The organism is Paenibacillus sp. MBLB1832, from assembly GCF_032271945.1.
In the GTDB taxonomy this organism is placed as follows: domain Bacteria; phylum Bacillota; class Bacilli; order Paenibacillales; family NBRC-103111; genus Paenibacillus_E; species Paenibacillus_E roseopurpureus.
The window spans coordinates 4,545,196-4,570,337 of record NZ_CP130319.1; the positions used below are offsets into that span (position 1 = coordinate 4,545,196).

The 25,142-nt window shown below is 49.2% G+C and carries 20 protein-coding genes and 1 pseudogene; 3 read left to right on the forward strand and 18 right to left on the reverse strand.

The window, feature by feature from the left end; all coding sequences use genetic code 11:
- The 6 genes from MJB10_RS20425 to MJB10_RS20450 form a co-directional block, all read right to left on the reverse strand.
- Positions 1–1,326 (reverse strand): FAD-dependent oxidoreductase, encoded by a 1,326-nt coding sequence (locus MJB10_RS20425; RefSeq protein ID WP_314797717.1) that lies wholly within the window; start codon positions 1,324–1,326, stop codon positions 1–3.
- A 16-nt stretch (positions 1,327–1,342) separates the two neighbouring features.
- Positions 1,343–2,455: a hypothetical protein gene (locus MJB10_RS20430; RefSeq protein WP_314797719.1), complete on the reverse strand. Its 1,113-nt coding sequence runs from the start codon at positions 2,453–2,455 to the stop codon at positions 1,343–1,345.
- An 11-nt stretch (positions 2,456–2,466) separates the two neighbouring features.
- Complete coding sequence (locus tag MJB10_RS20435) at positions 2,467–4,005, reverse strand: extracellular solute-binding protein (RefSeq protein ID WP_314797721.1); 1,539 nt, start codon at positions 4,003–4,005, stop codon at positions 2,467–2,469.
- Between the two features lie 31 nt (positions 4,006–4,036).
- Complete coding sequence (locus MJB10_RS20440) at positions 4,037–4,906, reverse strand: carbohydrate ABC transporter permease (protein ID WP_314797723.1); 870 nt, start codon at positions 4,904–4,906, stop codon at positions 4,037–4,039.
- Between the two features lie 2 nt (positions 4,907–4,908).
- On the reverse strand, positions 4,909–5,868 hold the full coding sequence (locus tag MJB10_RS20445; protein ID WP_314797725.1) for an ABC transporter permease: 960 nt from the start codon (positions 5,866–5,868) through the stop codon (positions 4,909–4,911).
- 351 nt (positions 5,869–6,219) lie between these two features.
- Positions 6,220–8,493, reverse strand: a complete 2,274-nt coding sequence (locus tag MJB10_RS20450; RefSeq protein WP_314797727.1) for a helix-turn-helix domain-containing protein — start codon at positions 8,491–8,493, stop codon at positions 6,220–6,222.
- Between the two features lie 361 nt (positions 8,494–8,854).
- On the opposite strand from MJB10_RS20450, the pseudogene MJB10_RS20455 reads away from it, so the two are divergent.
- Positions 8,855–8,995: pseudogene (locus MJB10_RS20455) on the forward strand (bifunctional 2-keto-4-hydroxyglutarate aldolase/2-keto-3-deoxy-6-phosphogluconate aldolase); the annotation flags it as partial.
- Between the two features lie 1,372 nt (positions 8,996–10,367).
- Here MJB10_RS20455 and MJB10_RS20460 read toward each other — a convergent pair.
- The 7 genes from MJB10_RS20460 to MJB10_RS20490 all read right to left on the reverse strand — a co-directional run bounded on the left by MJB10_RS20460 (position 10,368) and on the right by MJB10_RS20490 (position 18,431).
- Positions 10,368–11,348: an aldo/keto reductase gene (locus MJB10_RS20460; protein ID WP_314797728.1), complete on the reverse strand. Its 981-nt coding sequence runs from the start codon at positions 11,346–11,348 to the stop codon at positions 10,368–10,370.
- On the reverse strand, positions 11,335–12,171 hold the full coding sequence (locus tag MJB10_RS20465) for a phytanoyl-CoA dioxygenase family protein (protein WP_314797729.1): 837 nt from the start codon (positions 12,169–12,171) through the stop codon (positions 11,335–11,337). Before MJB10_RS20465 ends, MJB10_RS20460 begins: the two co-directional genes overlap by 14 nt.
- 227 nt (positions 12,172–12,398) lie before the next feature.
- Positions 12,399–14,003: a family 43 glycosylhydrolase gene (locus tag MJB10_RS20470; protein WP_314797731.1), complete on the reverse strand. Its 1,605-nt coding sequence runs from the start codon at positions 14,001–14,003 to the stop codon at positions 12,399–12,401.
- A gap of 39 nt (positions 14,004–14,042) precedes the next feature.
- Positions 14,043–14,921: a creatininase family protein gene (locus tag MJB10_RS20475; protein ID WP_314797734.1), complete on the reverse strand. Its 879-nt coding sequence runs from the start codon at positions 14,919–14,921 to the stop codon at positions 14,043–14,045.
- Positions 14,922–15,017: 96 nt separating this feature from the next.
- Positions 15,018–15,662 (reverse strand): hypothetical protein, encoded by a 645-nt coding sequence (locus MJB10_RS20480; RefSeq protein WP_314797736.1) that lies wholly within the window; start codon positions 15,660–15,662, stop codon positions 15,018–15,020.
- A gap of 15 nt (positions 15,663–15,677) precedes the next feature.
- On the reverse strand, positions 15,678–16,487 hold the full coding sequence (locus tag MJB10_RS20485; protein ID WP_314797738.1) for an amidohydrolase family protein: 810 nt from the start codon (positions 16,485–16,487) through the stop codon (positions 15,678–15,680).
- Positions 16,488–16,502: 15 nt separating this feature from the next.
- Positions 16,503–18,431, reverse strand: a complete 1,929-nt coding sequence (locus tag MJB10_RS20490) for a hypothetical protein (protein WP_314797741.1) — start codon at positions 18,429–18,431, stop codon at positions 16,503–16,505.
- A gap of 153 nt (positions 18,432–18,584) precedes the next feature.
- Here MJB10_RS20490 and MJB10_RS20495 point away from each other — a divergent pair, with 153 nt between their 5' ends.
- On the forward strand, positions 18,585–19,430 hold the full coding sequence (locus MJB10_RS20495) for an AraC family transcriptional regulator (protein WP_314797744.1): 846 nt from the start codon (positions 18,585–18,587) through the stop codon (positions 19,428–19,430).
- Positions 19,431–19,443: 13 nt separating this feature from the next.
- Positions 19,444–20,301, forward strand: a complete 858-nt coding sequence (locus MJB10_RS20500) for an AraC family transcriptional regulator (RefSeq protein ID WP_314797747.1) — start codon at positions 19,444–19,446, stop codon at positions 20,299–20,301.
- A gap of 93 nt (positions 20,302–20,394) precedes the next feature.
- Here the strand turns inward: MJB10_RS20500 and MJB10_RS20505 are convergent, their stop codons facing one another.
- From MJB10_RS20505 to MJB10_RS20525, 5 genes are all read right to left on the reverse strand, one after another.
- Entirely contained in the window at positions 20,395–20,646 is a 252-nt protein-coding gene (locus tag MJB10_RS20505; protein ID WP_314805783.1) for an alpha-L-fucosidase, read from the reverse strand.
- 271 nt (positions 20,647–20,917) lie between these two features.
- Positions 20,918–21,829: an aldo/keto reductase gene (locus MJB10_RS20510; protein ID WP_314797750.1), complete on the reverse strand. Its 912-nt coding sequence runs from the start codon at positions 21,827–21,829 to the stop codon at positions 20,918–20,920.
- 213 nt (positions 21,830–22,042) lie between these two features.
- On the reverse strand, positions 22,043–23,074 hold the full coding sequence (locus MJB10_RS20515; protein WP_314797755.1) for a GntR family transcriptional regulator: 1,032 nt from the start codon (positions 23,072–23,074) through the stop codon (positions 22,043–22,045).
- Between the two features lie 92 nt (positions 23,075–23,166).
- On the reverse strand, positions 23,167–23,820 hold the full coding sequence (locus tag MJB10_RS20520; RefSeq protein ID WP_314797763.1) for a D-sedoheptulose-7-phosphate isomerase: 654 nt from the start codon (positions 23,818–23,820) through the stop codon (positions 23,167–23,169).
- 52 nt (positions 23,821–23,872) lie between these two features.
- Entirely contained in the window at positions 23,873–24,859 is a 987-nt protein-coding gene (locus tag MJB10_RS20525) for an ROK family protein (protein ID WP_314797766.1), read from the reverse strand.
- Between the last annotated feature and the right edge of the window lie 283 nt (positions 24,860–25,142).

Consider the following 25,142-nt stretch of genomic DNA (forward strand, 5'->3'; position numbering starts at 1 on the left):
TTACTTCAATGGTAGTGGGAATGGCTCCACTTCTCCTTCAACAAATTGCCCTCGTAACTGCTGCACATACCGAATGTGGGAGGCTTTGACTTCTCTTACATCCTCCTTGCCTTGAAAGCAATAGAGGGCCGCGGCTATACCCGCTGCTTCCCCAATAGCGCTAACACCTGACATGACTCGATAGGAACCGTGCGCTTCATAGGAGCCGCTAATGCAGCGTGAGCTTAGCAGCAAATTGCAAATCCCTATAGGGATAAGGCTGCGATACGGGATGTGATAGTAGCCTGGATCTGGAATACGAACCAAACTTGCCGCACCGCCGAGCGGGTTGTGCAAATCGATTTCGTAAGCACATGCTGCGACCATATCATCGAATTTTTGAGCGTTAAGGCAATCTTCTGCACTAATTTCATACTCCCCGATGATACGCCTGCCTTCACGAACCCCAAGCTTGGGTGCTACGTAATCCAGTTTGGCGGCAGCAAATGCAGGATGTTGACTTATAGCTTCAAAGAGTTCACGAGCTTGCCTCGTCCCCTCTTCCATCCCATGTGCCACCGTCTCCGGATCGGTAGGATCGACACCCACCACAGCCGTGGAATTAAACAATATGGAGTTTCCATCTGGATATGGAAAGCATGTTATAGCAGGTCTGGGATTCTGGGTCCGCCCTTCTTCCTTCATCTTTTGGTAGTACGGAAGCAACTCCATCCGAAGAGAACGAATCCCGTTCCACGTATGAATATTCGGATCCTTGAGCAGTTCCGAATGAAAACCACTTACTCGAAAAGTTGCTGTCGCGGACTGCATCCTGCCGTCTTCACGACGTCCCTTTTGATATTCCGCTCCTGCCAAAGCCGATAAATTTCCATCTGCCGTAGCATCAAGAAAGACGGCAGCGCTAACCAAGACAGGATTTCCATCTCTTGCAATCTCGACTGACCGGACAGCCCCTTCTTTCACGTCAACCTTGAGCAAGCAGGAAGAGGTCCAGACTGTGATATATGATTCTTTAGCCAATAACCGCTCATACGTGGATTTTAATTCGAATTCGTCATACGTGGGAACTCGTTCCTCACTAAAGTGAGAGTAAGCTTCGGGAAACAGTTCACGATGAATGCCATTATTAATGGGCCTTCCGTCGAGCGCTCGGAATCGACAAACCAAGGAGACGCTAGAGTAAACTCCTGTGCCTCCAACACCTTCATTCTGCTCCACGAGCAAGACTCTCTGAAACAACCTTCCTGCGGCCAATGCAGCACAAATCCCTCCGACTCCAGCACCTACGATCACAATGTCATACTGTTCGTTTTCATTTACATTCATCTAAATAACCTCCGCCTTAAGACGTAGCAGCAATGAGCTGATTGACATCTGTTAACGCTAGGGTAACTGAACCAAGCACCGTGGTCGTAGAGCAAATCCAGCGATCCCCTAGGCAAAATTGTGGATGTGGGTCCGTATGGTAGCGTGTACGTTCCGTATATGGCAAATCCGAAACCAAATTAATTTCTCTGTTCGTTTTTCGATTATAGAAGGCTACACGGCAGCCATTCTTCCAATCATACGTCCCTATATCCCCGACAACATAAAATTGTGTTGTATCTGCATGAGAATGACAGGTCCCATTTGGCCAAATATTTTCTACTTTACCCGAAGCAATATGAATTCGCTCCGTGCCTTTTTCGTAATCCACATACCAGACATACTCTCCGTTCGCGCTCCACCATTCATGCGTTTGCTGCGCAGAGCCGTCCTCACGCAAAGGGAATGCCTTCTCACCACGACGGAGCAACCACATGCGGTTGTCTGCACTTCCCTTGCTGCCTGTCGAAGCGTCAAACCACCAATCTTGAGCAATTAATTGAAGCTCGCAATCTGTAGGTGAAAATTGTGCGTGGTTATAGCAGCGATCGAATTGCTGCCATATCTCTACAGTGCTGCCGTCTACAGCCGCCGCACCCAAGTACCAGTCATGTCCAATTTGAGCATCAACTCCCAGCCATTTTCCATCCGCTGATAACGTCAGATGCGTAGATATTCGGTAAGGTTGACGAAAGTTGCTCCATTCGGAGGGAAACGAATTAACCTTGATGACCCCGTCAGAGGGTCTAGGGCCCCTTTTCCAAAAGTCAAGCCCGGAAATCCAGTAGGCTTCGCCCGTATGGAGGTCTATCATTGGTGATGCGTCAAGAAAATTTGTTTCCGGATACACCTGAAACGTTCCTTCCACAAAGTCAATAACCGCAAGCATTCTTCCGTAATTCGCCGACCCTGAAGGAGGGTAGGCGACATAGAGCCATAGGAAACGTCCATCCTCCGTCCAGCTTCGGTTTGTAAAATAGAACGAGGATTGCAAGGGAGCGATTTGTTTAGTCAGCACCCAACTTTGAATACCAGACACTGGGTCTGTCCAGGAAGTAAAAAGACCTGAGTTACAAATTGTGTCAATCACCAACTCCACCTCTATTTCTTCAGCTTGGCGTACTGCTCGCTATATTCCGCAATCATTTTGTCTCCGCCCTGCGCACGCCACTTCTCTACTTCTTTGTTGAAGCCGACCTCATCGAGGTTGCCCAGAATGAATTTCACTCGAGCATCAGAGATGATTTTATTCAGCTCCGTACCCTTCTCAACAGCGGTCTGCGAGATTAATGGCTCTACAGGATTAGATACAGCAATCGCTTGATTATCCTTCATCATCGTACGGAACTTGTTATCCGCGGCTCCCTTTCCTTTCCAGATCATTAGGGAACCATCATATGAAGGAAGCTGCTTTATTGGAGAAACATCGTTCGTATAAGCAGTTTGATCGGAAATAGCAGGCTCTCCGTTAGCATCCTTTTTAAAGTGCATATTTTCTATTCCCCATGTCCAGGTCGACAACATCTCATCGCTCACTAGCTTATCGAAAAATTCGAGTACTTGCTTCAGCTCGGCTTCGCTCTTTACTGTAGATTTCGGAAACAGGAACATTCCGTTGTAACCCGATGTAGCAAAGACACGTTCTCCCTTTGGCCCCTGAATCTTGGACAGAATATCTAATTTGGCATTGGGATTGACTTTTTTCAGTTCATTCCCCCCGGTAATAATGAAATCTAACGTATTAAACACCATTCCAGCCTTGCCTTGGTAAAACTGCTCATTCTGCTTGCTGGTCTTAGTAGCTGCAAAATCAAGATTAATTAACTTCTCATCGTAGAGCTTCTTGTAAAACTTCATGGCATCCATGTTTTCCTTGGTCGTCCACATCGGCACAGCTTTACCGTTTTGAAACTCCCACTGGTTTGCGGCACCAAAGAAGGAAGCAATCGTCGGGAATCCGGACAAGCCCGTTGCGGCAGCACCTGATGCAGAATCCTCTGCCTCAACTAGACCGATGGTATCGTTTTTTCCGTTCTTGTCGGGATCGTTTAGAGTAAACGATTTAATTACGTTGTAGAGCTCGTCTATCGTCTTTGGTTGTGCAAGTCCCAAATTTTCTAACCAATCCTGACGGAAGGAAACCCCTTGACGAGCCAGTGCACGCGCTCTGTACAATCCATATACTTTTCCATCTACCGACACATTGTTCAGAACTGCTTCATTGGCATTGTATTTGGCCAGGTTAGGGTAGGACTTAAGCAAGGGTCCGATTTCCCAAAACATACCCGATCGCTCCGCATTAATAATCGAGGAAGATTTACTGTCAAGCACCATCAGTACCTTTGGCAAATCATTGGAGGCAATGGAGACATTAATTTTGTCATTGTATGCGGAGGCCGGAATCCAGGTTATATTGAGCTTGGTGTTAGTCAACTCTTCAATTTTCCTAACAATAGGATTGTCCGTTTTGGGTGGCTCGGGTGTATTGTACCAGTTCATCATGCTCACGGTCAGCGGCCCTTTGGGTGTCTCCTGAGATTTAGCTGGTTTTTCCCCTTGACTGCCACAGGCAGCAAGAACAGAAGTCAACAAGATCATGGATGTTGTTGATAACAGAAGTTTTTGGGATATACGTTTCATTTTTTAAAATCCTCCTCGATTGTTATATGAATTAGCCCTTCACAGAGCCCACTAAAACCCCTTTGGCAAAATGCTTTTGCAGGAAAGGATACACCGATAAGATTGGCAGTGTTGAAACGACGATAACCGCCATATTGATAATTTTAGACGGCGGAGGCGGTGCTTCGCTCATGTCGGCCAAGCCTTTCTCCGAAAGAATGACAATCTGGCGCAACAGCACCTGGATAGGCCATTTTGACGAATCGTTCATGTAGAGAATAGCGCTAAGAAATGTGTTCCAATGTCCTACCGCGTAAAACAAACCGAATGTTGCTATTGCCGGCATGGAAAGAGGAAGGACGATTCGGAAGAGTACACCTACATCATTGCAACCATCCATTTTGGCCGATTCCTCCAGACCGTCCGGGAGGCTCATGAAGAAATTGCGTATGATAATGAGATTGAATGCGCTAATAGCAGTCGGCAGAATGAGCGACCAGTAACTATTCGTAAGGTGCAACCCTTTTACAATAAGAAAGGTAGGGACAATCCCCGCATTAAACACCATCGTAAAGACGATCAATAGCATAACAATACGGTGACCGTAAAGGTCCTTGCGTGCTAACGGGTACGCCATCAACACAGTGAGCAGTAGATTGACCAGCGTTCCAATTACCGTAATTCCTATTGTAACTCCTAGACTATGAAGCAGAACTGGCGTGGAAAAAATATACTTGTACCCAGTTAAAGAAAACGCTGTGGGGACCAGCATAAAGCTCTTTGCCAAGACTTCCTGCTCCGTAGCGAAGGAAATTAACACAATGTAAATAAAGGGAAGGAACATGACAGCGGCCACCAGGCTCAATCCCGTATAATTGATCGCTTCAAACAATTGATCTTTCCAGCTTTGTTCCATTTTCATGGTCAATATACTCCTTCCTCTCCAAATTTTTTGGCCAGCCGATTGGACCCTATAATTAATAGAAATCCAACAAGCGACTTGAATAAGCCTACGGTTGTGCTGAAACTGAACTGTCCTTGTGTGATGCCCGCTGTGTAAACATACGTATCAAACACTTCTCCAACCTCGCGGTTCATGGCATTCAGCATTAAGAAAATTTGCTCAAATCCCGTATCCAGAAACGTGCCTAAACGTAAGATAAACAGAATAACGATCGTTGAGCGAATGGCAGGCAATGTTACATGCCACAGCTGCCGAAGCCTTCCAGCTCCATCCATTCGGGCAGCTTCATACAACTGGGGGTCAACTCCCGCCAAAGCCGCAAGAAAAATAATGGTGCCCCAGCCTGTCTCTTTCCAGATGACTTCCGAGGTAATCATCGTACGGAACCAATCAGCGCTAACTAGAAAATTTATTTTCTGTCCGCCAAAAGCAGCGATGGCTTCGTTAACCAGTCCTCCATCCACCGTAAAGAATGTATATGCAATTCCGACAACAACAACCCAGGATACAAAGTGGGGAACGTAAATGACCGTCTGCACAAATCGCTTGAACTTCTCATTTCTCGCTTCGTTAAGCAACAAAGCCAAAGCAATCGGCGCCGGAAAAAAGAATAGAATGTTATATCCCGCCAGAATCAATGTGTTCTTGAGCAGCATCCAAAACACGGGATCATGAAACAACCTTTGGAAATGCTTCAGCCCCACCCACTTACTTCCAAAAAAACCCAGAAACGGCTGGTAGTCCTTAAAAGCTAACAGCAGCCCCCACATTGGGACATATTTGAAAATCAGAAAGTACAATAACCCCGGGAGTAACATCAAGTACAACCATCGATCCTTATAAATACGCAAGCGTATTCGTGTTCTTCCTGATACAAGTTCCGCTCGGGACACAGAAAGCTTATCTTCCACAAAATGCATATATCCACTCCACCTCGTTATCATGATTGCCTTACTTGGTTGTCTTCACGATAAGTCAGACGGAGCTGCAAGTCTATAATCCGAGGATAATCTTTAGCACTTGGATCCTCGATTAAGGCTTTATAATCTTATTATCGTGCCTCAATAATCTTTAGAAATGAGCAGTAAGGCGCAAATTTCGGACTGGCATCCTGTCTACTAATATTGGATTTGGATTTATTGGATCATAGAGAACTATGCTAAGCACATAATACGCCCGTTAAGACCTCAGGTATCCATACCATGATCATGATCGGCGTGTTTACGACAGCTAATGCAAGAGGCTGCCCACCGGGGCAGCCTCCTCTCTGTTCATTTAGTAAATCGATCACGGTATTGTCCCGGGGTCATCCCCTCCATTTTGCGAAAAAAACGAATGAAGTTCTGAGGATTGGTATACGTTAATCGTTCGGCAATCTGTATAATCTTCATGTCTGTCTCTACAAGCCACTCTTTGGCTTTGGTCAATCTGTAGCTCTGTAAGTATTCACTGAAACTGATTCCCTTCTCCTTGCTGAAGAGCGGACCCAGGTGATTTGGGTGATAATGAAGCAGCGCAGCGCAACCCTCCAAAGTAATTTCTGTGTCGTAGCCATTGTGAATCATCTCCACAACTTGATCAGAGATTTGTTTCGCATGCGACCTGCGCTGATCCTCCAGCTTGCTTACAATGGGTGCAATAACCGTTTCCAGAAACCAGCTCTTCACTTCTTCCTGTGAGTTCAGCTCAAGGACCTTATCTAACAATCCCTTCTCCCTCTCATGAGCAGTCTCAGACTCCGCTTGACCATCCTCAGGGACCAACTCCATTAAAGTAGAATAGAGCCTTACTAGAGAGAGGTGATATTGACGCCAGTCTGCTTTTCGTTCAAATATAAAAGTTATGCACCTTTCCAGTTCCTCCACTGCTTTAGTCAAGTCGGCAACTTTTACCGCGTCATATAGCTCCTTGGCTGCTCGTTCAGGATATATACCTGCCACAGCCCCACCAGGATTTACATCTTCAAAAAACAAGATAGATTGAATTCCAGTCCGAATTCTGTACCGTAGAGCTTCCAACGCTTCATTAACGGAAAAGTTTGCATCCTGCAGCCTTCTACGAGGCTTACTAACTCCAATGCTAACAGGCAGCCCTAAATATTCTTTTGCTGCAACTTGAATCTGTTCTGTCAATCGAAGGAATCTTTGTCTCCATTCAGTGTCTTGGCCCTCCGAAATCCCCATACCTTTAACAATTGTTACCTGTGAATGCTCTGATAACACCGGTTCTAGCCGTTCTTGTCGTGGAATCAGCTCACCTACAATATTTTGAAGGGCAAAAAGAAGTAAATCTCTATCCTTTTCCTCATAGCGGGTTCCTTCTAAAGTATCAATTTGAATAGCGAGGACAGTATGAGAGCTCCAATCCGTTGGGTATCCGTATTCTTGCAACTTAGCTGCAACCTCTGAATCTTTCTCTCCTCCTTGTAAAAGCTTTAGAACAAAAAATTGCTTTAATTCCCTGACTTGTCCTTTTACTTGCTCAGCTAACTGGAACTGCTTCTGCGACATGACTTGATAGCGGTTACCGATAAATACGAACTCATCCATATATTTTTCAGAAGGGGCATTCGGCTCCGCTGTGCTCATAAAGTTTGCCACAAGCTGCTGAAGAGGACGATAGAATTGACGAGAACCTAGTAAGGCCAGTCCTCCAGTCACTAGCAGTAATAAAAGGCATGTAGCAACCGTAATTAATCCCATGGCTCGAGATTCTGATGTTAAATCCGAAACAGATGATGCGGAAACGTAAGTCCAACCGTTGTAGGCCGACTTTTTATAAATAATACTTATCTCCTCCCCACTTGCCTTAAGGTTGAATTGCCCTTCTTCCCCTCTTTGGAAGTTCATCTGTGGAAGCAGCAGTGAAAGAAGCGAATTCGGGCTAGTATCATTCGAGATAAGCCTGTTCTCAGTGTCAAGAACACCAATGCGGCCCGCCCCTTGTTTAGTAAGGAGGAGTTTTGACAGATCCTCAAATGAAACCGTTACAACCGCCATGCCATTTGCTTGAAGTGAGTTAAGAGGTATCTTCTTGATAAGATGGAGATTGGATGATTCCAGGGACGTTCCTACTTCAGTCACCCACGTAGAAGATAGCGGCAATGAAGTATAACCAAGCAGACGGTCCATTCCTCGATTTTCGTCAAAAGTGAAAATATTAGTGTTATCGATACCCCATTCGCCTTTTAAATTAAGCACTGTCATATTACGTATCGACAGCTCAAAAATCTGACTTCGAACCATAGCTTGATACATTTCGTTATAGAGAGGATAATCTTCCCTGCGATAAGGTAAGCTCATTGCGTTGACAACCAAAGGCGAACTAATTAACTGTGTAACGGAATGATCCAAAGTCTTTAACATTTGTTCCACTCTCAGCTGAGTCTGCTGAAGGGTCTGCATGTTCGCTTCGTTCACTTTACTTTGCAGTGTCGCCGATCCTTGTACATAAGAGAACAGGCTCACCACCATTACAGGTAATGAGCCGAGCAAGAGACTGAAAATAAACAAACGGATAAAATAAGGACTACTCTGTTTCTTCATAACGTCCTCCCGAATTTTGTAGGTGTTCTCCAATTATAAAGAGTACTGGCAGAGGTCGTCTATAATCAAGCATAATCATTTGGTAAGATGGGAGGAAAGCGGGGCTTGTCACTGGACTCCGATGGTGAAAGCCAGCTAATTTACATGAACACACTGTTGAAACAGAAAGATAATTGTGATGGAGTAGTGATTAATGATCGTTTGGCCACTGTCGAATAAATTTCAAAACATCAGCGACGTGTTTCGCTACCTTCACTTTACGTCACTCCTTAACTAACACTCCATTCTTATCAATTAAAAAGCTTGACCGCTCGATACCGTTTCGGCCGTGACCTTGGTATGTGCCTGCCGCTGGCTGAGCTCGCTGAGCAACCTCGGCGAGTGGATCCAGGCTGGCGCAGTAGCCGTCGGCATCGGCTCCGATTTGACAAGCGAAGCAGTCAAAACAGGCAACTACAGCCTTGTTGCCAAGAAGGCTGCCCAATATATCGAGGCCACATAGAATGCATGTAGGAATATATTTCCTAAAATTCTTAATGGATTCGAGCAGTATGACAAAATCCCTCATCTGAGGTTCAATATAGTCACGAATGAGTCATAATGCACACTTTATAGGGATTTTCTTGTCGCAAAAAAAACGACAAGAAAATCCCTACAAACACAAAAAAACTTGATTTAACAAGGTTTCATTGTAGGTACCTTCATGTCGTTGTACTAACGACAAGAAAATACCCTCATTAGCGACAAGAAAATCCCACTATTCAGGGGAAAGGGATATCTACGACGTAAATATCACATTAATAGAGGAAATTCATGTATAACTATTGCTATATGCTGGAAATATCTATATCCAGAATCTCATTTTGGGGGATATTAATATGGGCATGGGCACTAACATAATCTGGCCCAAGGAATGGAAAAGACCCTACGAATCAATTTGGTCGATTATAGAGAACATAAAGATTTCCAATTTAATTAATCGTAGTGAACTGTCACAATACATAAATGGAAATACAACTGGTAAAAGCCGCAGTTTAAGAAACGTAAATAAGCTCACGTTTCTACCAAAACTTAACCTAACAATCAAACATGATAATTACAATCTTTCTGAAAAGTTACAGGAATGTTATTAATAAAAAAAGAAAGGCCTGAGACCTTTCTCTACTTGTTATCGTTGTATTCGTATAAATTGGGGATGATATTATGCAGGAAAGAATTACTTGGAGAAAAGATTGGCTATCTATTTATGAATCTCCATTTAGTGTCTTTGATAATATTCGAACCTTATTAGTTCCCGAGATTTGCATCGTGAGTTTGATCTCAAAAATCTCGTTTCTGTAATTGAATATGAAATCTTGGAGCAATCTAAACAAAACTTGACTAGACTAACTGGAATGTTTTCAAATACTGATTACAATCACTATCTAATAAGGTCCGACCTTACATATTGCGAGAAATGTTTGTGTATGGGACACCACAGCCTTTTTCACCAATTCAGTCTATTGCATCGATGCCCATTCCATTTATGTGATTTAAGGAACAATTGTAGCAAGTGTGGCCAGCAAATTACCTTTAATTATGTTAATTATAAAATTCTCAAAGGTTTTAGGTGTAATTGTTCTGAATTCATTAATGATATGAATATTAAATTTTCCACATCTAATAAAGGAAGCTGGAGCAATGAAACTCATATTAAATTATTATGGTTTCAAACGGGCTCAGCATGGTCATAAGAAATCTGGTACTGGTTGTGAGTATAGTTATTACTTAAAAGACCTGCACTCTGTAACCCCACCAAATAAATCGAAGGAATAAATCCTAGAATACGAAGGAGACCCAAGCACAAGCATGGGTCTCTTCATCAAAGCTCGTTATTATCTCCAATACTTTTTCTGATAGAAATTACGAATCCATCGATGTTGCTTGAAAAGCTGATCGAACACTTCTTCAGGCAGTGGCTCCTCCAGAAGAGCAGCGATGTTCTCCTCTGCGTAGGACTTGACCTGCATTGAGATAATCGCCGTCGTGACGGCCGGATAATGCAGTGCATACTTAATCGCAAGCGCCGTCAACGAATTGGCATAGGCTGGTACAAACTCCTTCAGCTTCTCCACCCTGGCCAAATACTCGGTCCTGGGCCCGGCATCAAAATACCCATTCCGGAAATCACGATCACCGAAAATGGTGTTTTCTCTCAGCAATCCCGTTAACCCGCCTTCATCCAGAACGCAGCGAGCAATTAGCGCGACCCCGTGCTTCTCACAGAGAGGCGCGAGATTATCCAGCGCAAGCGGGTCGAATATGTTAAGAATGGTCTGTACTGACTGTATATGCCCTGATCGAACCAAGCTTATCGCCATATCGTGGCGGTGGTCAGGAATGGATACGCCGATGTGACGAACCATCCCCTCTTCCTTCAACCGAATGAGTTCTTCCAGCCAGTATGGCTCATCGTCCCAGATTCCCCAGTATTGGTGCATTTGGATCAGATCCAACGCTTCGACCTGCAGTGCCTGTAGTGATGCCTCCACACTTTGCCTAATTGAGCCTGGGGGGAACGCTTCCGTCACCGGGATCGGACTGCCCCAACCGCCTTTGCCCCAGGGCTTTACCTTGGTGGCAATGAAGGGCCGTGGGCCGTTCCACTCCTTAAGGGCCTTTCCGATCGTTTCCTCAGAAGTGCCGTAGGCTCTCGCGGTATCAACGAACGTGACTCCTAGTTCGAACGAGCGCAGCAAGGCTTCGATATACTCCTTCTCCTCTAGAGCACCGAAGGAGCCATTCAATCCCATCGCCCCGAAACCGATGCGGGACACCTGAACGCCTGAATTGGCGAATGCGTTAGACGGCAGCATTGTGGTCCTGTCCCTCCAGCATCGACGTATCCAATGCAGCCTCACCGTTCTTGGCAATGATCATCTTCTTAAAGGTTGCGCCGGTCTTGATATTTTTCACTCCGGAAGGAATGTACTGAAGAATATATCCTTTGCGAACGGAATTGCTCACATTCGGGCCGCTTCGATGGAACAGCAGTGACGAGAATACAACCATGCTGCCCTTTTTCAGCTCCACAGGAATGCCTGGGTCATCTCCGAAATAGCACTGCCAGCCGATCGGAGTTTTCTGATGCTCGACTATACCGTCCTTATGCGTCCGTGGCATCACCCAGATACAGCCGTTCTCTATGGTTGCATCCTCCAGAGCGAGCCAGCAGGTCACATACTCCTCGGACAATACGAGTCCATAGCCGTTGTCCTGATGCCACGGGAAGTCCTTGGCTGTCTCCGGATGCTTATATACAGCCTGATCCCAGAACAGCGACACATTGCCTCCCAGGATAGGAGTGGTCAGATCAACGAAATTAGGATGGGCGCAGAATTGTTGGAAAAGCGCATTCTTTTTCACCAGATGAGGAGTGAACATAATCTCGTTGGCCCGGCTGACTCCATCCTTGGTCTGCCCTGCCGACTTCAATTTCTCATTGTGCTCATCAACATAATGGTCGATCTGTGCTGTCAACTCATCCATTTCCTGTGCCGAGAACAGATTCTCTATGATGAAATACCCTTCCTCATTAAATTGCTTTAATTGCTTCTCGTTCATGGCCGCTTGCCCCTTTGCAATGAATTTTCTCTCATGCTCGACTTCATTATAGTAAGCAGCTACAACAAAAACCATGAACGGGCGTAAGCTGTTTTTGTACTATTTACGCCTAAGCTTGTATACTCCGGAGCGAACGCCACATAATTCAAAAAACATAACAAATCACAAACTGTTTTTACATTCATCCCGATTTAAAATAAGTAACTCTGCAGTAATAGTAAATGCACAGATAAACAAAAACCCACTACCTTGGCTAACGCCAGATAATGGGTTTGTTCATTATAAAACCTTACTCGGTCCGCTTAGTCTGCCTTCGTATATACGAACTCTCGGAAGGCTGCATACCCTTGTTCGAGACCGAGTACTCCACGGGCGTAGATGCCTACCCTAGGAGCGGTGAAGCACAGGAATCTATGGGCCTTCTCCGGAAACAGATAAGATGCCTCTACAGTCAAGTCAAGCGGGGTGTAATCACTGGACACTGCCCCCGCTGCATAGGCAAATGTACAGACATCGGCTCGTACATCTACGCTCAATCGCAGCCTGACACTGTCCCCTTCTCCTATAGGCAGCTTCTGCTGCAGCAGCATCCTACGCTTGCCGTGCTCATAACGGTCAACCTGAAGATAGAGCCCTTCCAGCTCCTGATTCTCATGCAGCCTCTTCACATCGAAGGGCAAGCCTGTTGTCTGCCCTAATCCATTGCGCACCGAAAGAATCAGGATGGCATCAGTGTCTCTGTACAGCAGGATGCCTGCTTCCTCCCCCCGGCTCCGCGTGAAGAAGCGTAGCTCCGTCTCCGCCTGGAAAGCCTCATGCTGCCAACGGCGTGTCAACATCAAAGTAGGCTGAGGGGTATTTAGCAGGTAGGGCTTGCATTGCAGCACCAAGCCGTCAATACCGAGCTGATACCCATCGGAGACGGGGAGTCGTACCCACTCCCAGGTAGGGTTCAGCTTATTCCTATCTAACCTATCGACAAATGAATGGATATCGTCTGCGACGGCGGAGACTTCCTCTGGGTGCAGATGGATAATCTCAACTGGGGTTCCATGATCGCCTATGATTGGCCACCCATCTTCGGTCCATTCTACGGGCTGCAGGAACGTCTCCCTACCGAGTGGTGTCGAGCCGTTCGGCTTGAGCGGCCGGCCGCCCAAGTGCGGGAACCACCAGCGTCCCTGAGGATCCTGGATCAGCTTGCCGTGACCTGTCTTCTGAATGCGCTTCTCCGGATCTTGCTGCTTCAAGATCGGATTGTAAGGGCATTCCTCGTAGGGTCCCCACACCGAGCGGCTGCGAGCAACAGTCACCATATGGTCGAAAAAGGTCCCCCCTTCTGCCAGGATCAGGTAGTACCAGCCATCCTTCTTGAGCAGATGAGGAGCCTCCGGTGCGGCACCGCCCGTACCCGGCCACACCTGCTTCGCTTCGCCAAGCAAATGCGTCCCGTCAGCGGCTAACTCCTGCACCCAGCCGCCTCCGCAGGCCAAGTAGCGCTTGCCGTCATCATCATTGAAGATGGACGGATCGATGAAATGGTGATTGAGTGCTACACCATCACTGTAGGGTCCCTCCGGACGCTCCGACCAGTAGACGATATTCGTACAGCGTGGTTGTCCGTGATAATACGGAACCACAACCCAGAACTTGCCTTCATAATAAGAAATATCTGGAGCATACACGCCGAACGAGTCGGGCATATCCGTCAGGTCAAGCTGTTCCTGGCGCTCAATGACATGGCCAATCGTCTTCCAATGAACCAAGTCGCGTGAATGCAGCACATTGACTGCAGGGAAATACTGGAACGTAGAGCATACCATGTAGTAGTCCTCACCCACCCGTACCACCGATGGGTCCGGGTAATCACCCGGTAGAACGGGGTTGGTGAATACCATTTTATCCATGAAGATACCTCCTGCATCATTATGAAAATATTACAGCTATTACAGCGAATGAATTGCCCTCTCATATGGCTTCCAGCGTGAGTGTGACGGAACCTCCACTTGCCCCACTCGGGGACTACAGCCTACCCATGGCTGCTGAAGCAGCTGGGTCCACATCGCTTCAATTGCTTGATAATCTAGTCGTGGACATTCTTCAGCATGACCACTCTGAAGTTCTTGTTCCATTTCACGCACCAGCTTCACAATCGCAGCCTCGCACGATTCAACAATAGCTCGTCCATAAGACGCGGTGGCCTCATGGGCTGAAGAATGAATAGCAAGCCTGCCACCGGAAGCGGGCTGCTGCTCCAGAGACTGAAGCTGCAGATCCACTAGCTCCGGACGCAGATGCATAAGCGTGGATAATTCATATTTTCCTGCGTGATCAGCTGGGAATGCAGGACCTGCAAGCTCAAAATCCGTACCGTACCAAACCCGGCATCCGGTTGCTTCTGCAAAATGTCCGGCTATTCGCTTGAAATCCTGCGTATGTGCCCCGCCATGTCCCGATAAGGCAATGATGCCACGAAAGCCGGTATTGTAGAAGGCACGCAGCTGATATAAAAACGTCTTGTACATGAGCTCCGGCGGTAACGAAGTCATCAATGGGTCGGTTTCGCCTACATTCTCATACAGCCACCTGGCGGAGGCGCCGGCTTCATGAGCGTGAAATCCCTGAGTGGGTGCGACAATACCCCCAACCTCCAAAGCGGCTGTGCGGCATAAGTGCTCAGCCTTGAAGGTATCCAGACCCAGGGCAGCAACCTGACCGTGGGGCTCACATATACCAAGAGGCTGGTAAACTATGGGCAGCTCCTTCTGCTTCTCCTGAAATTCATAAGGAAACATATCCAGCCAGTTGGTCTTGGTTGACCTCATCCTCTTATCCCTCCTACTGAAATAACGAAGCTGCCACACAGGCAGCCCACGGCGCCTGATGCAGGACGGCGGGAGCCCAGGGCAGCAAGCATCATATTATTCAATCGTAATCAGGTGCCGCATCGGACGCCATGGGGTCCGTTCGCCGGATGCATCCGTCCAATGGTCAAAATGCGGCTCCATCACCTCGTGCCAATTCGCCGGTGTATTGCTCGTCGACAGCTTGCCCTGCGGCTTGACCCTACTAACGACGGACGGGTGCTCCGCGTAAGAGAAGATCAGGCCATCGTACAATCCGATCGTATAGGTTTTGTTAAAGTGCTCCGGCTTCTCCTCCTGCACCTGATAATGATAGAACACATAGCTCGACACATACTCGGACTTCAAGCGGGCCAGCGACCCGACTCTTCGCTCAATCGTTCTGCCGTCTCTCCAGGACTGACGATCCATCGGTACACCATCATGATAAATATCCGGCATGCGCACAGCCAGACATGGACCCGCCGGCGAAGGCCAACGCTCCAGCCATCCCTCCGCAATTTCCTCCCAAGGCAGCTGCTGCGAGCCATCCTCCGATTCCAGATACGTGCATATCCACTGATCGAGCTGAAAGAGCGAGCAAGTGACCAGCCCCTGTTCCTTCATCTGCTGTCCGCGATCCTCCAGCCGCTGCATCATGCCTGCGATCGATGCTTCCGTGAAGCTTGGGATTAGCATCGACAAATACATAAATCGTTTCATCCTACGGTCTCCTTCCTACTGCGACAAACCATACGCTCGCTGTGCCGTACGGGAGCGGATCATGTCCAGCTCGCTCGGAGACAGTCCATTGCCATGAAGGACAGCTTCAAACAGCTTCACTACTTCTTCATATCCTCCGGCCTGCAGGGCAACCGGCCAATCGCTCCCGAACATCAAGCGGGATGGACCGAACTCTTTAAGCAGAATGCGAATGACCGGCGTCAGCCGTTCCACTCGTTCTTCCCTGACTTGAGTCACCATACCGGACAGCTTCACCGACACGTCCGGAAGCCCGGCGAGTTGCTTCATGCCTGCAGTCCACAACTCCAAAGTCGCCGTATTTGGATGGCCCAGATGATTCACTACGATGCGCAGCCCGGTCAGCTGCCGTGCACATTCATACACAGACGTCAGATGACCTGGTCCCGCCAGCACATCCAACGTCAACCCCAATTGCTGTAGTATTCTCAAGTGTTCAACCAAAGCAGGTTGCTCGAACCGGTCTCCATTGACTCGAATTCCTAGGAACCGCGGATGCTGAGCCAGGCGGTTCAATTGAGAGGCGAAGTCGACTGCCAAGGGATCTAGCCCACCGACGACCCCTGTAATCAAGGGATGGCGGTCCGACAGCTGCAGCAAGTACTCCGCTTCCTCTGCTGTTGGGGCCGCCTGTACGGCGATGACGCCCTGCACGCCAAGTCCCTCCAGCTCCTGCAGCAGTTGCGTCGGCAAGTAATCGCGGTAAAGCAGGGTATTCTCAGGTTTTAACCAGCCATAATCGCCTCGGGAGGGCTGCCAGAAGTGAACGTGACTATCCAAATACATGCTTCGGCTCCTCCTTTACAAACTTCTTCCGTATAGAAGACTGTCTCGTGGTTCCAGGTCCGACCATGGCATCTCATAGCTGGGTTTGTTTACATACCTCTCCATGGCGATCCGTAGCTTAATTCCCTTGCCGGCAGGGAGCTTCACTTGCAGCCATCGACCGTTAATCTCATCAGGAGTGCCCTCTGCACCGTCCTCGCCAATCGATACCGCGTGCAGGAAGCGATGCTCTCCGAAGGTTCCTGCCTGCACGATCGTCTCCTTATCCTCGAAGAAGCTCGTATTCACGAGCTGCAGCGTCACGCTGTCCGCCGTCAAGCCCTCTACGAGTGCCGACACCCCTGCAGGCAACCCGGGACGCTTCGCTAAGGCGTCGAAATACCTCACGCGTGCATGCTGAAGCCCTCCATGGCTAATATGCATCGGACCCCCAAGCGTCAACTGCACCAACCCTTCGAAGTAGATCGGGCAGAACTCCTGCCAGGCATGAATGCTGGAGAAATTGCCTTCACTATAGAGATTGCTCCACTCATATGGGTCTCCCTCCGAAGAGCGCATCTTGTCCAGCTGCTGACCAAGCAGCTTCATGTTTGCGGTCAGAATCGCTTCCGGATAGCCTGGGTTCAAGCCGCGAATGTACTGGAACCATGGCTGCGTATTGCCGATATAATGCTTCGTTTCCCGTCCAGTAGCATGGTCCTTGCCGGATACCACTGGTATGACAATCTCATTCCAGTCGTGATCCTTCGGAATGCGCTCGACCCGCTCCAAATCCTGTTCCTCCATGGACATGACCCAGAGATAGACCGGAAACTTGGGAGAGGCCGGCTTCCAGTCATTCCAGCCGTTATCAAACCGCTTATACGGCACGACCCAGACACCATTCTCTTCCCTGCGCAGCTGCCACTGGGCATCCAGCTGAGAGCGGGCAAGGTCCAACCTCGATAGGTCGCCTGTTAAGAGCGCAGCATTCATTCCGGCATTCGTGACGGCCTCGATAATCGTCTTGAAGCCATGCGGCCATCTCCAGCCATAGTAGCCTCCCCACCACTTGCCATCGTTGTACTCGCCGATCTCACCGTTCAGCCCCACGTTATCCGGGATCACTCCACCATTGCGCTTGGTGCGCTCCTGCCAAGCCTCCAGGTAATCCGACACCCAGCTAACATACGCCTCGTCTCCTGTGTGGAGATAAGCATGCGTCACCAGACCGGTTGCATTCAGATTGAGCGGTATATCTCCACGGTTCATTCTCTGGTTCATATAGTTCAGAATGTGTCGGTATACCTGATCGTTCGACCATGGACATTTGCCGCTGGCAAAGTCGACTCCCGGAATGTCCTCATAAGGAGCCAAATAATTGTCGAGAATGCCGCGATGCGTGCTCCAATCCTCCTCATTCACCACGAAGCGCGGGCCCTTGCTGCCGGTCAACGGGGAACGGATCAGCTTCTTCTCCGGATCGTAGTTTGGCGCTTCAGGATCCTCCCCGGTATACATCTTAGCGAATCGAACCGCACGCTGGCGGTCTTTCATTGTCGCTGGTCCGGCCAGCCCCAGGAAGTAGAGATACAGATAGCCTTCGCCATGATGCATCCAATCGTAATAGGCGTCAAATTCCCGGTGAATTTGCCCATACTCGGTCCACTGCCAAGTGATAGCCTCCCAAATTTTGCGGGAGATGTCGTGCAGCTCGCTGCTTCCACCCAGGGCGTACAGCAGCGCTAGGTTCATGAACGCCTCATACGGGTCGTCCGAGCCATCCATACCTGGCCAGTCCTTGCGCCAAATCAGTGTCCCGTCGGGATGTGTATATCTTGAAATAAACTCCTTAGCCGCCTTGTTCAGCGCATCGAACATCCACTGCTGCTGCAGTGCCCACCCGGGAGGTGCAACTCTTGCCGATGCTTCAACGGAAGGAATGCGGTTACTTTGCTGCGTCATTTGCTTACGTCCTCCTCTGCGATCCATTGCCCATAATCATATGTCAATTTTGCGCATTTCTTTTTGACAGCTTTATTATATAATAGAAAAAGAACAATGGAGATACATCGATTTTGCGAAGCATATCGTGATTTTGCGATAGGAGGCCAACCTATGCATACGAGCCGTTTTTTTCATTTACCTGCCATGGACAGCCTCCCCTATGGCATCATCGCTGTAGGACAGGTGAAGGATGATCCTAAGCATCGTGTTACCGGAAACAGGTACGCTGAGCATATTTACAATCTACATCTAGCTGTTCGCGGCCGCGGCTGGGTACATACAGCAACCAATAAGATACCGATCGGGGCTATGGAAGGCTTCGTGTACTCGGAACATCAAATTCAGCGATACGAAGCAGACGCTGCGGAGCCGTGGGAGGTATGGTGGATTTATTTCAAGGGAGAGGGGATTCGCGCATTGCTTCACAAGCAAATCCTGGGAGAAGAGCCCTGGAGAATTCCCGTGGACAGCGGCAGGCGAATTCTTCCATTGATCGAGGCGCTGTGGGAGCTTGCTGGACAAAATGATGCAGCCAACCTCCCGGTCGTGAGCTCGACGCTGTACCGAATTCTGCTGGAGCTGCTGACACATTCGGCCGCTCCTCCCTCCTCTGGCTCTGCCAGGCTGGAGCACCGGCTGCAGTTCACCGCCGAATATATGCGCTCGCATTGCAGTCAGCCGCTGACACTGGAGCAGCTGGCAGCACATAGCGGCGTCAGCAGCGCATATTTCAGCCGCACCTTCCATGCGCATTTCGGAATGCCGCCATTGGATTATTTGGCCCAGATGCGCATCGAGCTGGCGAAGCAGATGCTGATCGTCACTCACAAGACGATTAAACAAATCGCCTTCGAGGTTGGCTATGGCAACCCCAGCTACTTCATTGAACGCTTCCGCGGAATCGTAGGTATGACACCTGCTATCTACCGTGAGGCGAGTCTGAATCCACCAGTATAATGGAGATGTATAGATGATAATACACAGCAATGCGAGTATGGACGAGCAGCTCGGTCTATCCCTCCTTCTCGTTCAACAGGCTCCTTACTCCCGACTGCGGATTCGGGATATGACCAAGAGCCATTGGGTGCTCAGCCACGTTGTGAGCGGATCGGTGACTATGAGCACGGGAGGGAATAGGTACACAGCTGCTCCCGGACAGGTCATGGTTCATCCACCTCACATCCCCTTTGACGAAGAGAATGCGGGGGAAGGGCTACATCAGGTGCTGTTCCTCGACATCACCTTATCGCAGCATCTCGATTTGTTCCGCATACTGCCTGTGGCTCCCGTGGTGACACTTTCTCAGCCGGAGTCCTACCGGGCATTGTTCGGACAGCTTTTGGCGCACTGGAACGACCCTGACACACCGCTGAGAACCCTTCACTTATTCACCGGCATTCTCGAGCTGGTGAAGCAGCTGATCCTGGGCTGGGAAGCGGAGGGAAGGCAACCCCGCCCGGAGGCATTGAACTCCAAGGAGGATCGCTTTATGGAGGTAATCAGGTATATGGAGCAGCAGATAAAGCACAAGGTGACGAGAGAAGACCTCGCTTCCCTGCTGCACCTACATCCAAATTATTTCGACAAGCTGTTCTACAAGCACTTTCAACAGACGCCGATGCATATGCTTCGTTCACTGCGCATTCGCAAGGCGAAGTCACTGCTCGAGACGACCCAGGCTTCCCTCGAGTCCATCGCCTATGAGTGCGGTCTGGGCGATGCAGCTTATTTTACCCGAGCCTTCAAGAATCAGATGAATGAAACGCCAGGCCACTATCGTTCACGTATGCAGAAGCTGATGAGATGGTACGGCCCTGAGGAGAGGTGAGTTGAATGTCAGCCGATACGGATCATAAGGATTCCCTGAGCAGCCTCCTCGGTGGTAACAAGCCTCCCCCAGCATAGCCAGCACATCCTGACCTTAAGGCGTGTTCGTAATCTTATATTCCGAAAGCGCCGCATCCCACATGTAGAAGCCGTCATGATGCCTCGTGGTAAAGCAGAGATACTGTATGCCTGCTTCCTCCGCCACATCCAGCCAAGCTTCCGGATCGAACTTCACCGGATTGAACTCGTGAATGAGTTTCTCATAGGAGGAGCGCGTCATGTCCCCTCTCCACAGAATTTGCTCATGCCATGCAGGAATTTTATAGAGACCCCAATGAACGAATATGCCAAACCCCTAGTCACAGAACCGATCGCTTGCATCGTGAAATCTAGATCTCATCTCGTGCTCTCCTCCTGTGATTGTGTAAATTGTCTCAACTAGAGAATACCTGAATTATTAAGTGCATACGTACGTTTTCTTAACGTGAATGTAAACTATCTTAACCTGATGGACAAGGCCTGATGGTAGATGACAATTCATGACAAAAATACGGGGTAGCTTTCACAAGCATGACATACGTCACTGATTGTGAGAACTACCCCGTTGTTCTGGAAATTTAATTTCGATATTCAATCGGATCACTAGGGAATGCGGCGAATATGCGGTCCAGATCCTCCTGCGGCAAGCCCTTGCCATCACAATACGCAGCATTGAGCTCCAAGGAACGAATCGAGGTCGTTCCGGTTAGCGTGACATGAATGTCCGGGCAGGAGTAGCTGAAGCGCATCGCCGGTTCGATCAAACCCTTCGGATCGGTCTTCCGAAGGAATGCAAGCTTCGCCTTCCGCTCTTCCGCTAGGTCGATCATCGGCTGTTTAATAAACTTCGCCGGTGCATCCGCCAGCAATCCCATGCCCAACACGCTTCCGTTGATCACGCCCATATTGAGCTCACGCGTTAGCGGGAACACTTCATCCTTTGCCGAATGGTCTATCAGCATGTACCTGCTGAACACTTGGGTCGTATCGAACACCCGTGTCTCCAGATAGGGCAGCAGGACATCAAAGTCTCTTCCGTTAACTCCAATGGCACGAATTTTGCCCTGCTCCTTCAGCTTCACAAGTGCGAGGTAACAGCCGTTCATGACCTCATCGAAGTTCCACGAGTCAGGCTCATGAATTTGCAACAGATCGATGACGTCCGTCTGCAGCCGCTTCAGGCTGTTCTCCACCGAGCGAATCGTATTCTCATAGTTGTACGCTTCTCCGCGCATTACGGCCTTCGATGCTAGAATAACGGAATCGCGCTTGCGCCCCTTCAACGCCTCGCCGATCCGCCTCTCACTCTCGCCTCTGCCATAGAGCGGGGCCGTGTCGATGAAGTTGATACCGAGGTCCAGCGAGCGATGCACCACCTCGGTGACCTGTTTATCGGTCACTCCATCTGCGAAGTCTCCGCCGAGTGGTGCTCCGCCGAGTCCCAATTGAGATACGCGAAAGCCTGTTTTTCCTAGAATGTTATACTCCATATTCGTTCACCCATTTCTCTACATTCTGAATTAGAAATACCACAATTTTGATTTAATTTATCTAACAATATAATTATAAGTCACATTATACCTCTACATATATACCTTGATTTTGTCATTTATATCACAATATTGCCTTGTCCGAGCAGAACATCGAAAAGCCCTCACATCACATGGATGTGGGGCTTCCTGTTCATGTTATGGAGTCCGAGTCTACTCGCCGCATACGATCAGCTCTCCCTGTAGTTCGAAGTGCTCGGGTCGCCAGAGCTCACCTTGGTTGTTCTGAACCATGAGTCGCTGGTAAGACTTGGCTGCGAGCTCCTTCATCGGCTGCCGATAAGCCAGCATCCGATAGGCTGCCATCTCAGGGTAGTAATCGATGGCCCCCAGTACGACCCGGTCAGAAAGTCCCTGCTCTTGCAGGTATGCAGCAGCGGCAAGTCCAAGCTGCCCATTAGAGCAAATCAACCCTCCCGGCAGCAAGTCCTGCTGGTGCAAGTGCGTCAGGAGCTCGCGAACCTCAGAATGTACATGCGGGCTGCGGGGTATGGTATGAATGAAGCCTGTGCCACTGCTGGATTCCAAGTAAGCCTGTTGCCTGCGTGCCTCACTTGGAACATAAGGACCGTCAAACCCGATCAAGTGAATGTTCGCATTACTTCGGGTTTGCAGAGCGGAATATAACGTCACGACCGCGTCACGGTTATCCAACCATACCGTATCGGCGACTTCATTCTTGAAGCTCTGATCGAAAATGACCAGATTCATGCCAATGGTCCGTATCCGGTGTAAAAGCTCGAGATTAAGCTTCTCCGATTGTGCCCAGTACACAATATTACGAATGTTTCGTTTGAACAAACGATAGAACAGATCACTGGACTCCAGCGCGTTGCCCTCGTAATCCTGTTTGAACAAAACCAGTGACCCCGATTCCTCGGCGACACGCTCGAAATGCTCCATGTAAGCGGCGAAGAATGGGTTATGTACCGCCGCCACCAGAGCAATCATATCGAGCGAGCCCTTATGGCTCCCCCGCCGCTTGGATACCATGGTCCCTTGCCCTTGCACACTGACGATAAGTCCTTCCTGCTTCAGCTCGGTTAACGCCTTCCTCACCGTCACCCGGCTAATCTGGTACTTGTCACACAGCTCCTGCTCCGTAGGAATCGGCTCCCCACCCGAATAGGTGCCGTCCAGGATGTGTTTGATCATTTGATCCTTCAGTTGCAGAAAAAGCGACATGCGAACCGGCCTTTCTTACAAGCAGCCTTTACAAGCTGGCATGTTGTATTTTCATTAAATACAACATGATTTGCTGGAAATGTCAAGAAAGACTAAGCTTCGAAGAACTCCTGCTCAACCATCATACAGAGCGTATGATAGATAGGAAGATGCCTCTCCTGAATGTCCGGGGTCAAATTGTACGGCACTCGAATCGTTACGGTGCACAGCTCCCCAAGCTTACCGCCGCCCTTGCCTGTCAGTCCGATTGTTCGCACCCCTATGGCGTTCGCCACCTGAACAGCACGGACCACATTGGCTGAGTTGCCTGATGTACTCAGTGCGAGCAGCACATCCCCCTCCCGTCCTAGTCCATAGACCTGTTGGCCGAAGATCATGTCGGGAGCGACGTCATTGGCGTAAGCAGTTATCAGAGCGGAATGGCTGACTAGGGAAATGGCAGGCAGCGCTCCTTGAAGACGATCCGCCAGATAGGCTCCATCCGTTGGATTCGCACCTTCCAGCAGACTGCGCTGCTTAGCGCCTAACGGCCGCTTGGACATGAAGCCCTTCATCAGCTCGCCCACGATATGCTCACTATCGGCCGCGCTCCCCCCGTTTCCGCAAACCATCAGCTTGCCGCCGCTGTGAAAGGACGATGACAGCTCTCGATATGCCGCCTCAATATCTTTTTTACACGAAGATAAGTCTGGGTACTTGGAGATTAATCCAGACATCCAACGTTCGATCATAGAATCCTGCAGCATGAAGCTTCCCCCCTGTTGAATCGGTTACTTAATTGTAATATTCTCGGCACACTTAGCTAGTTCTTAAAGCATATTGAGCTACGGACAAGGCGGCATAGTCGCCAATCTCTTCCCCCAGGCCGGCAGTTAAGATGGTGCATACCTGGCGGGATATCGACAGGCACTCTTCCAACAGCACTTGGTGTACCTTGCTCTCCAGCAAGGATTGCTGCCGCGTATAAATACTACCGATCACAATGCGCTCCGGATTGAGCAGATCGATCAGCATCGAAAGCCCTCTTCCGAGCTGATAGGCTACCATATCCACCACTTCCAGTGCCCCCGGGTCGCCTGTATGGGCATACTCGAACACCTTCTTCGCCGTAATCTCCCCTATCGCTTCTGGCGAGGGACAGAAGGATGGAGGTATTCCTTCGGATAACCGGCGCCGGGCTACCTGTGTCGCCAGATGAGCAATACCACCACCGCTGCAAAAGCCCTCGAACGAGCCAAGCTTACCGTACCCCTTAGGCCCGTCATGCTCCAGGCGGATGTGTCCGACCTCGCCCGCCATGTCGTTCGTACCCGAATACAGCTTGCCGTCCAGGATCAAGCCCGCTCCCATACCTGTACCGAAGGTAAGGAACACCATGTTGCTGCTGCCCTTCCCCGCTCCCCAGGTCCATTCCGCCAGTGCGCAGGCATTCGCATCATTCTGGACGGCGACGGGGACGCCGAACGTATCCCGGAAGGGGCTCACAATATCGATGTCATCCCACCCCGGCAGATTCGGCGGGGAGAGAATGCGGCCGGAGCGGCTATTCAGCGGCCCCCCACAGCTTATGCCAATCGACGCTAACGGTTCGGAGTCTTGATGTGCTTCTAATAATTCCTGCAGAATCTTCAGTATGGCTTCGATGGCTGAATGGGGTTCCTGCGGTGTCGGAATCGCCTTCTTCACCAGCAGCTCCACACCATCTCCGCAACTGCGCCCTATACTGACGGAACACTTGGTGCCACCTATATCAATACCGGCAAGAAGTATGACGGCCACCTCCATGCAATTTGTATTATTTAATAATACAAATATAATTATAATTCAGCCATTTTGTCAACGAGGTTTCTTACATTTCGTGCTCAATCTTGCGGTTGCAGCTCCTTGCGTACTCTCTCCTTGGACAATGGCAATCCGCTAATAAGCATGCAATAGATGAGGTTCTTCTCCGTCACCCAGCCAGCCTGCTGCAGCCGATCGCCATGTCCGTCGAGTTATGTACCAATAGAAATGAGCCCCCATTGTCTAAAGGCAATGAATGGGGGCCCTTACTATTGAATTACATATT

Coding starts and splice junctions, on each gene's coding strand:
- MJB10_RS20425 (WP_314797717.1), bottom strand. CDS start 1,326: ATGAATGTAAATGAAAACGAACAGTATGACATTGTGATCGTAGGTGCT.
- MJB10_RS20435 (WP_314797721.1), bottom strand. CDS start 4,005: ATGAAACGTATATCCCAAAAACTTCTGTTATCAACAACATCCATGATC.
- MJB10_RS20440 (WP_314797723.1), bottom strand. CDS start 4,906: ATGAAAATGGAACAAAGCTGGAAAGATCAATTGTTTGAAGCGATCAAT.
- MJB10_RS20445 (WP_314797725.1), bottom strand. CDS start 5,868: ATGCATTTTGTGGAAGATAAGCTTTCTGTGTCCCGAGCGGAACTTGTA.
- MJB10_RS20450 (WP_314797727.1), bottom strand. CDS start 8,493: ATGAAGAAACAGAGTAGTCCTTATTTTATCCGTTTGTTTATTTTCAGT.
- MJB10_RS20460 (WP_314797728.1), bottom strand. CDS start 11,348: ATGCTGCCGTCTAACGCATTCGCCAATTCAGGCGTTCAGGTGTCCCGC.
- MJB10_RS20465 (WP_314797729.1), bottom strand. CDS start 12,171: ATGGTTTTTGTTGTAGCTGCTTACTATAATGAAGTCGAGCATGAGAGA.
- MJB10_RS20470 (WP_314797731.1), bottom strand. CDS start 14,003: ATGGATAAAATGGTATTCACCAACCCCGTTCTACCGGGTGATTACCCG.
- MJB10_RS20475 (WP_314797734.1), bottom strand. CDS start 14,921: ATGAGGTCAACCAAGACCAACTGGCTGGATATGTTTCCTTATGAATTT.
- MJB10_RS20480 (WP_314797736.1), bottom strand. CDS start 15,662: ATGAAACGATTTATGTATTTGTCGATGCTAATCCCAAGCTTCACGGAA.
- MJB10_RS20485 (WP_314797738.1), bottom strand. CDS start 16,487: ATGTATTTGGATAGTCACGTTCACTTCTGGCAGCCCTCCCGAGGCGAT.
- MJB10_RS20490 (WP_314797741.1), bottom strand. CDS start 18,431: ATGACGCAGCAAAGTAACCGCATTCCTTCCGTTGAAGCATCGGCAAGA.
- MJB10_RS20495 (WP_314797744.1), top strand. CDS start 18,585: ATGCATACGAGCCGTTTTTTTCATTTACCTGCCATGGACAGCCTCCCC.
- MJB10_RS20500 (WP_314797747.1), top strand. CDS start 19,444: ATGATAATACACAGCAATGCGAGTATGGACGAGCAGCTCGGTCTATCC.
- MJB10_RS20510 (WP_314797750.1), bottom strand. CDS start 21,829: ATGGAGTATAACATTCTAGGAAAAACAGGCTTTCGCGTATCTCAATTG.
- MJB10_RS20515 (WP_314797755.1), bottom strand. CDS start 23,074: ATGTCGCTTTTTCTGCAACTGAAGGATCAAATGATCAAACACATCCTG.
- MJB10_RS20520 (WP_314797763.1), bottom strand. CDS start 23,820: ATGCTGCAGGATTCTATGATCGAACGTTGGATGTCTGGATTAATCTCC.
- MJB10_RS20525 (WP_314797766.1), bottom strand. CDS start 24,859: ATGGAGGTGGCCGTCATACTTCTTGCCGGTATTGATATAGGTGGCACC.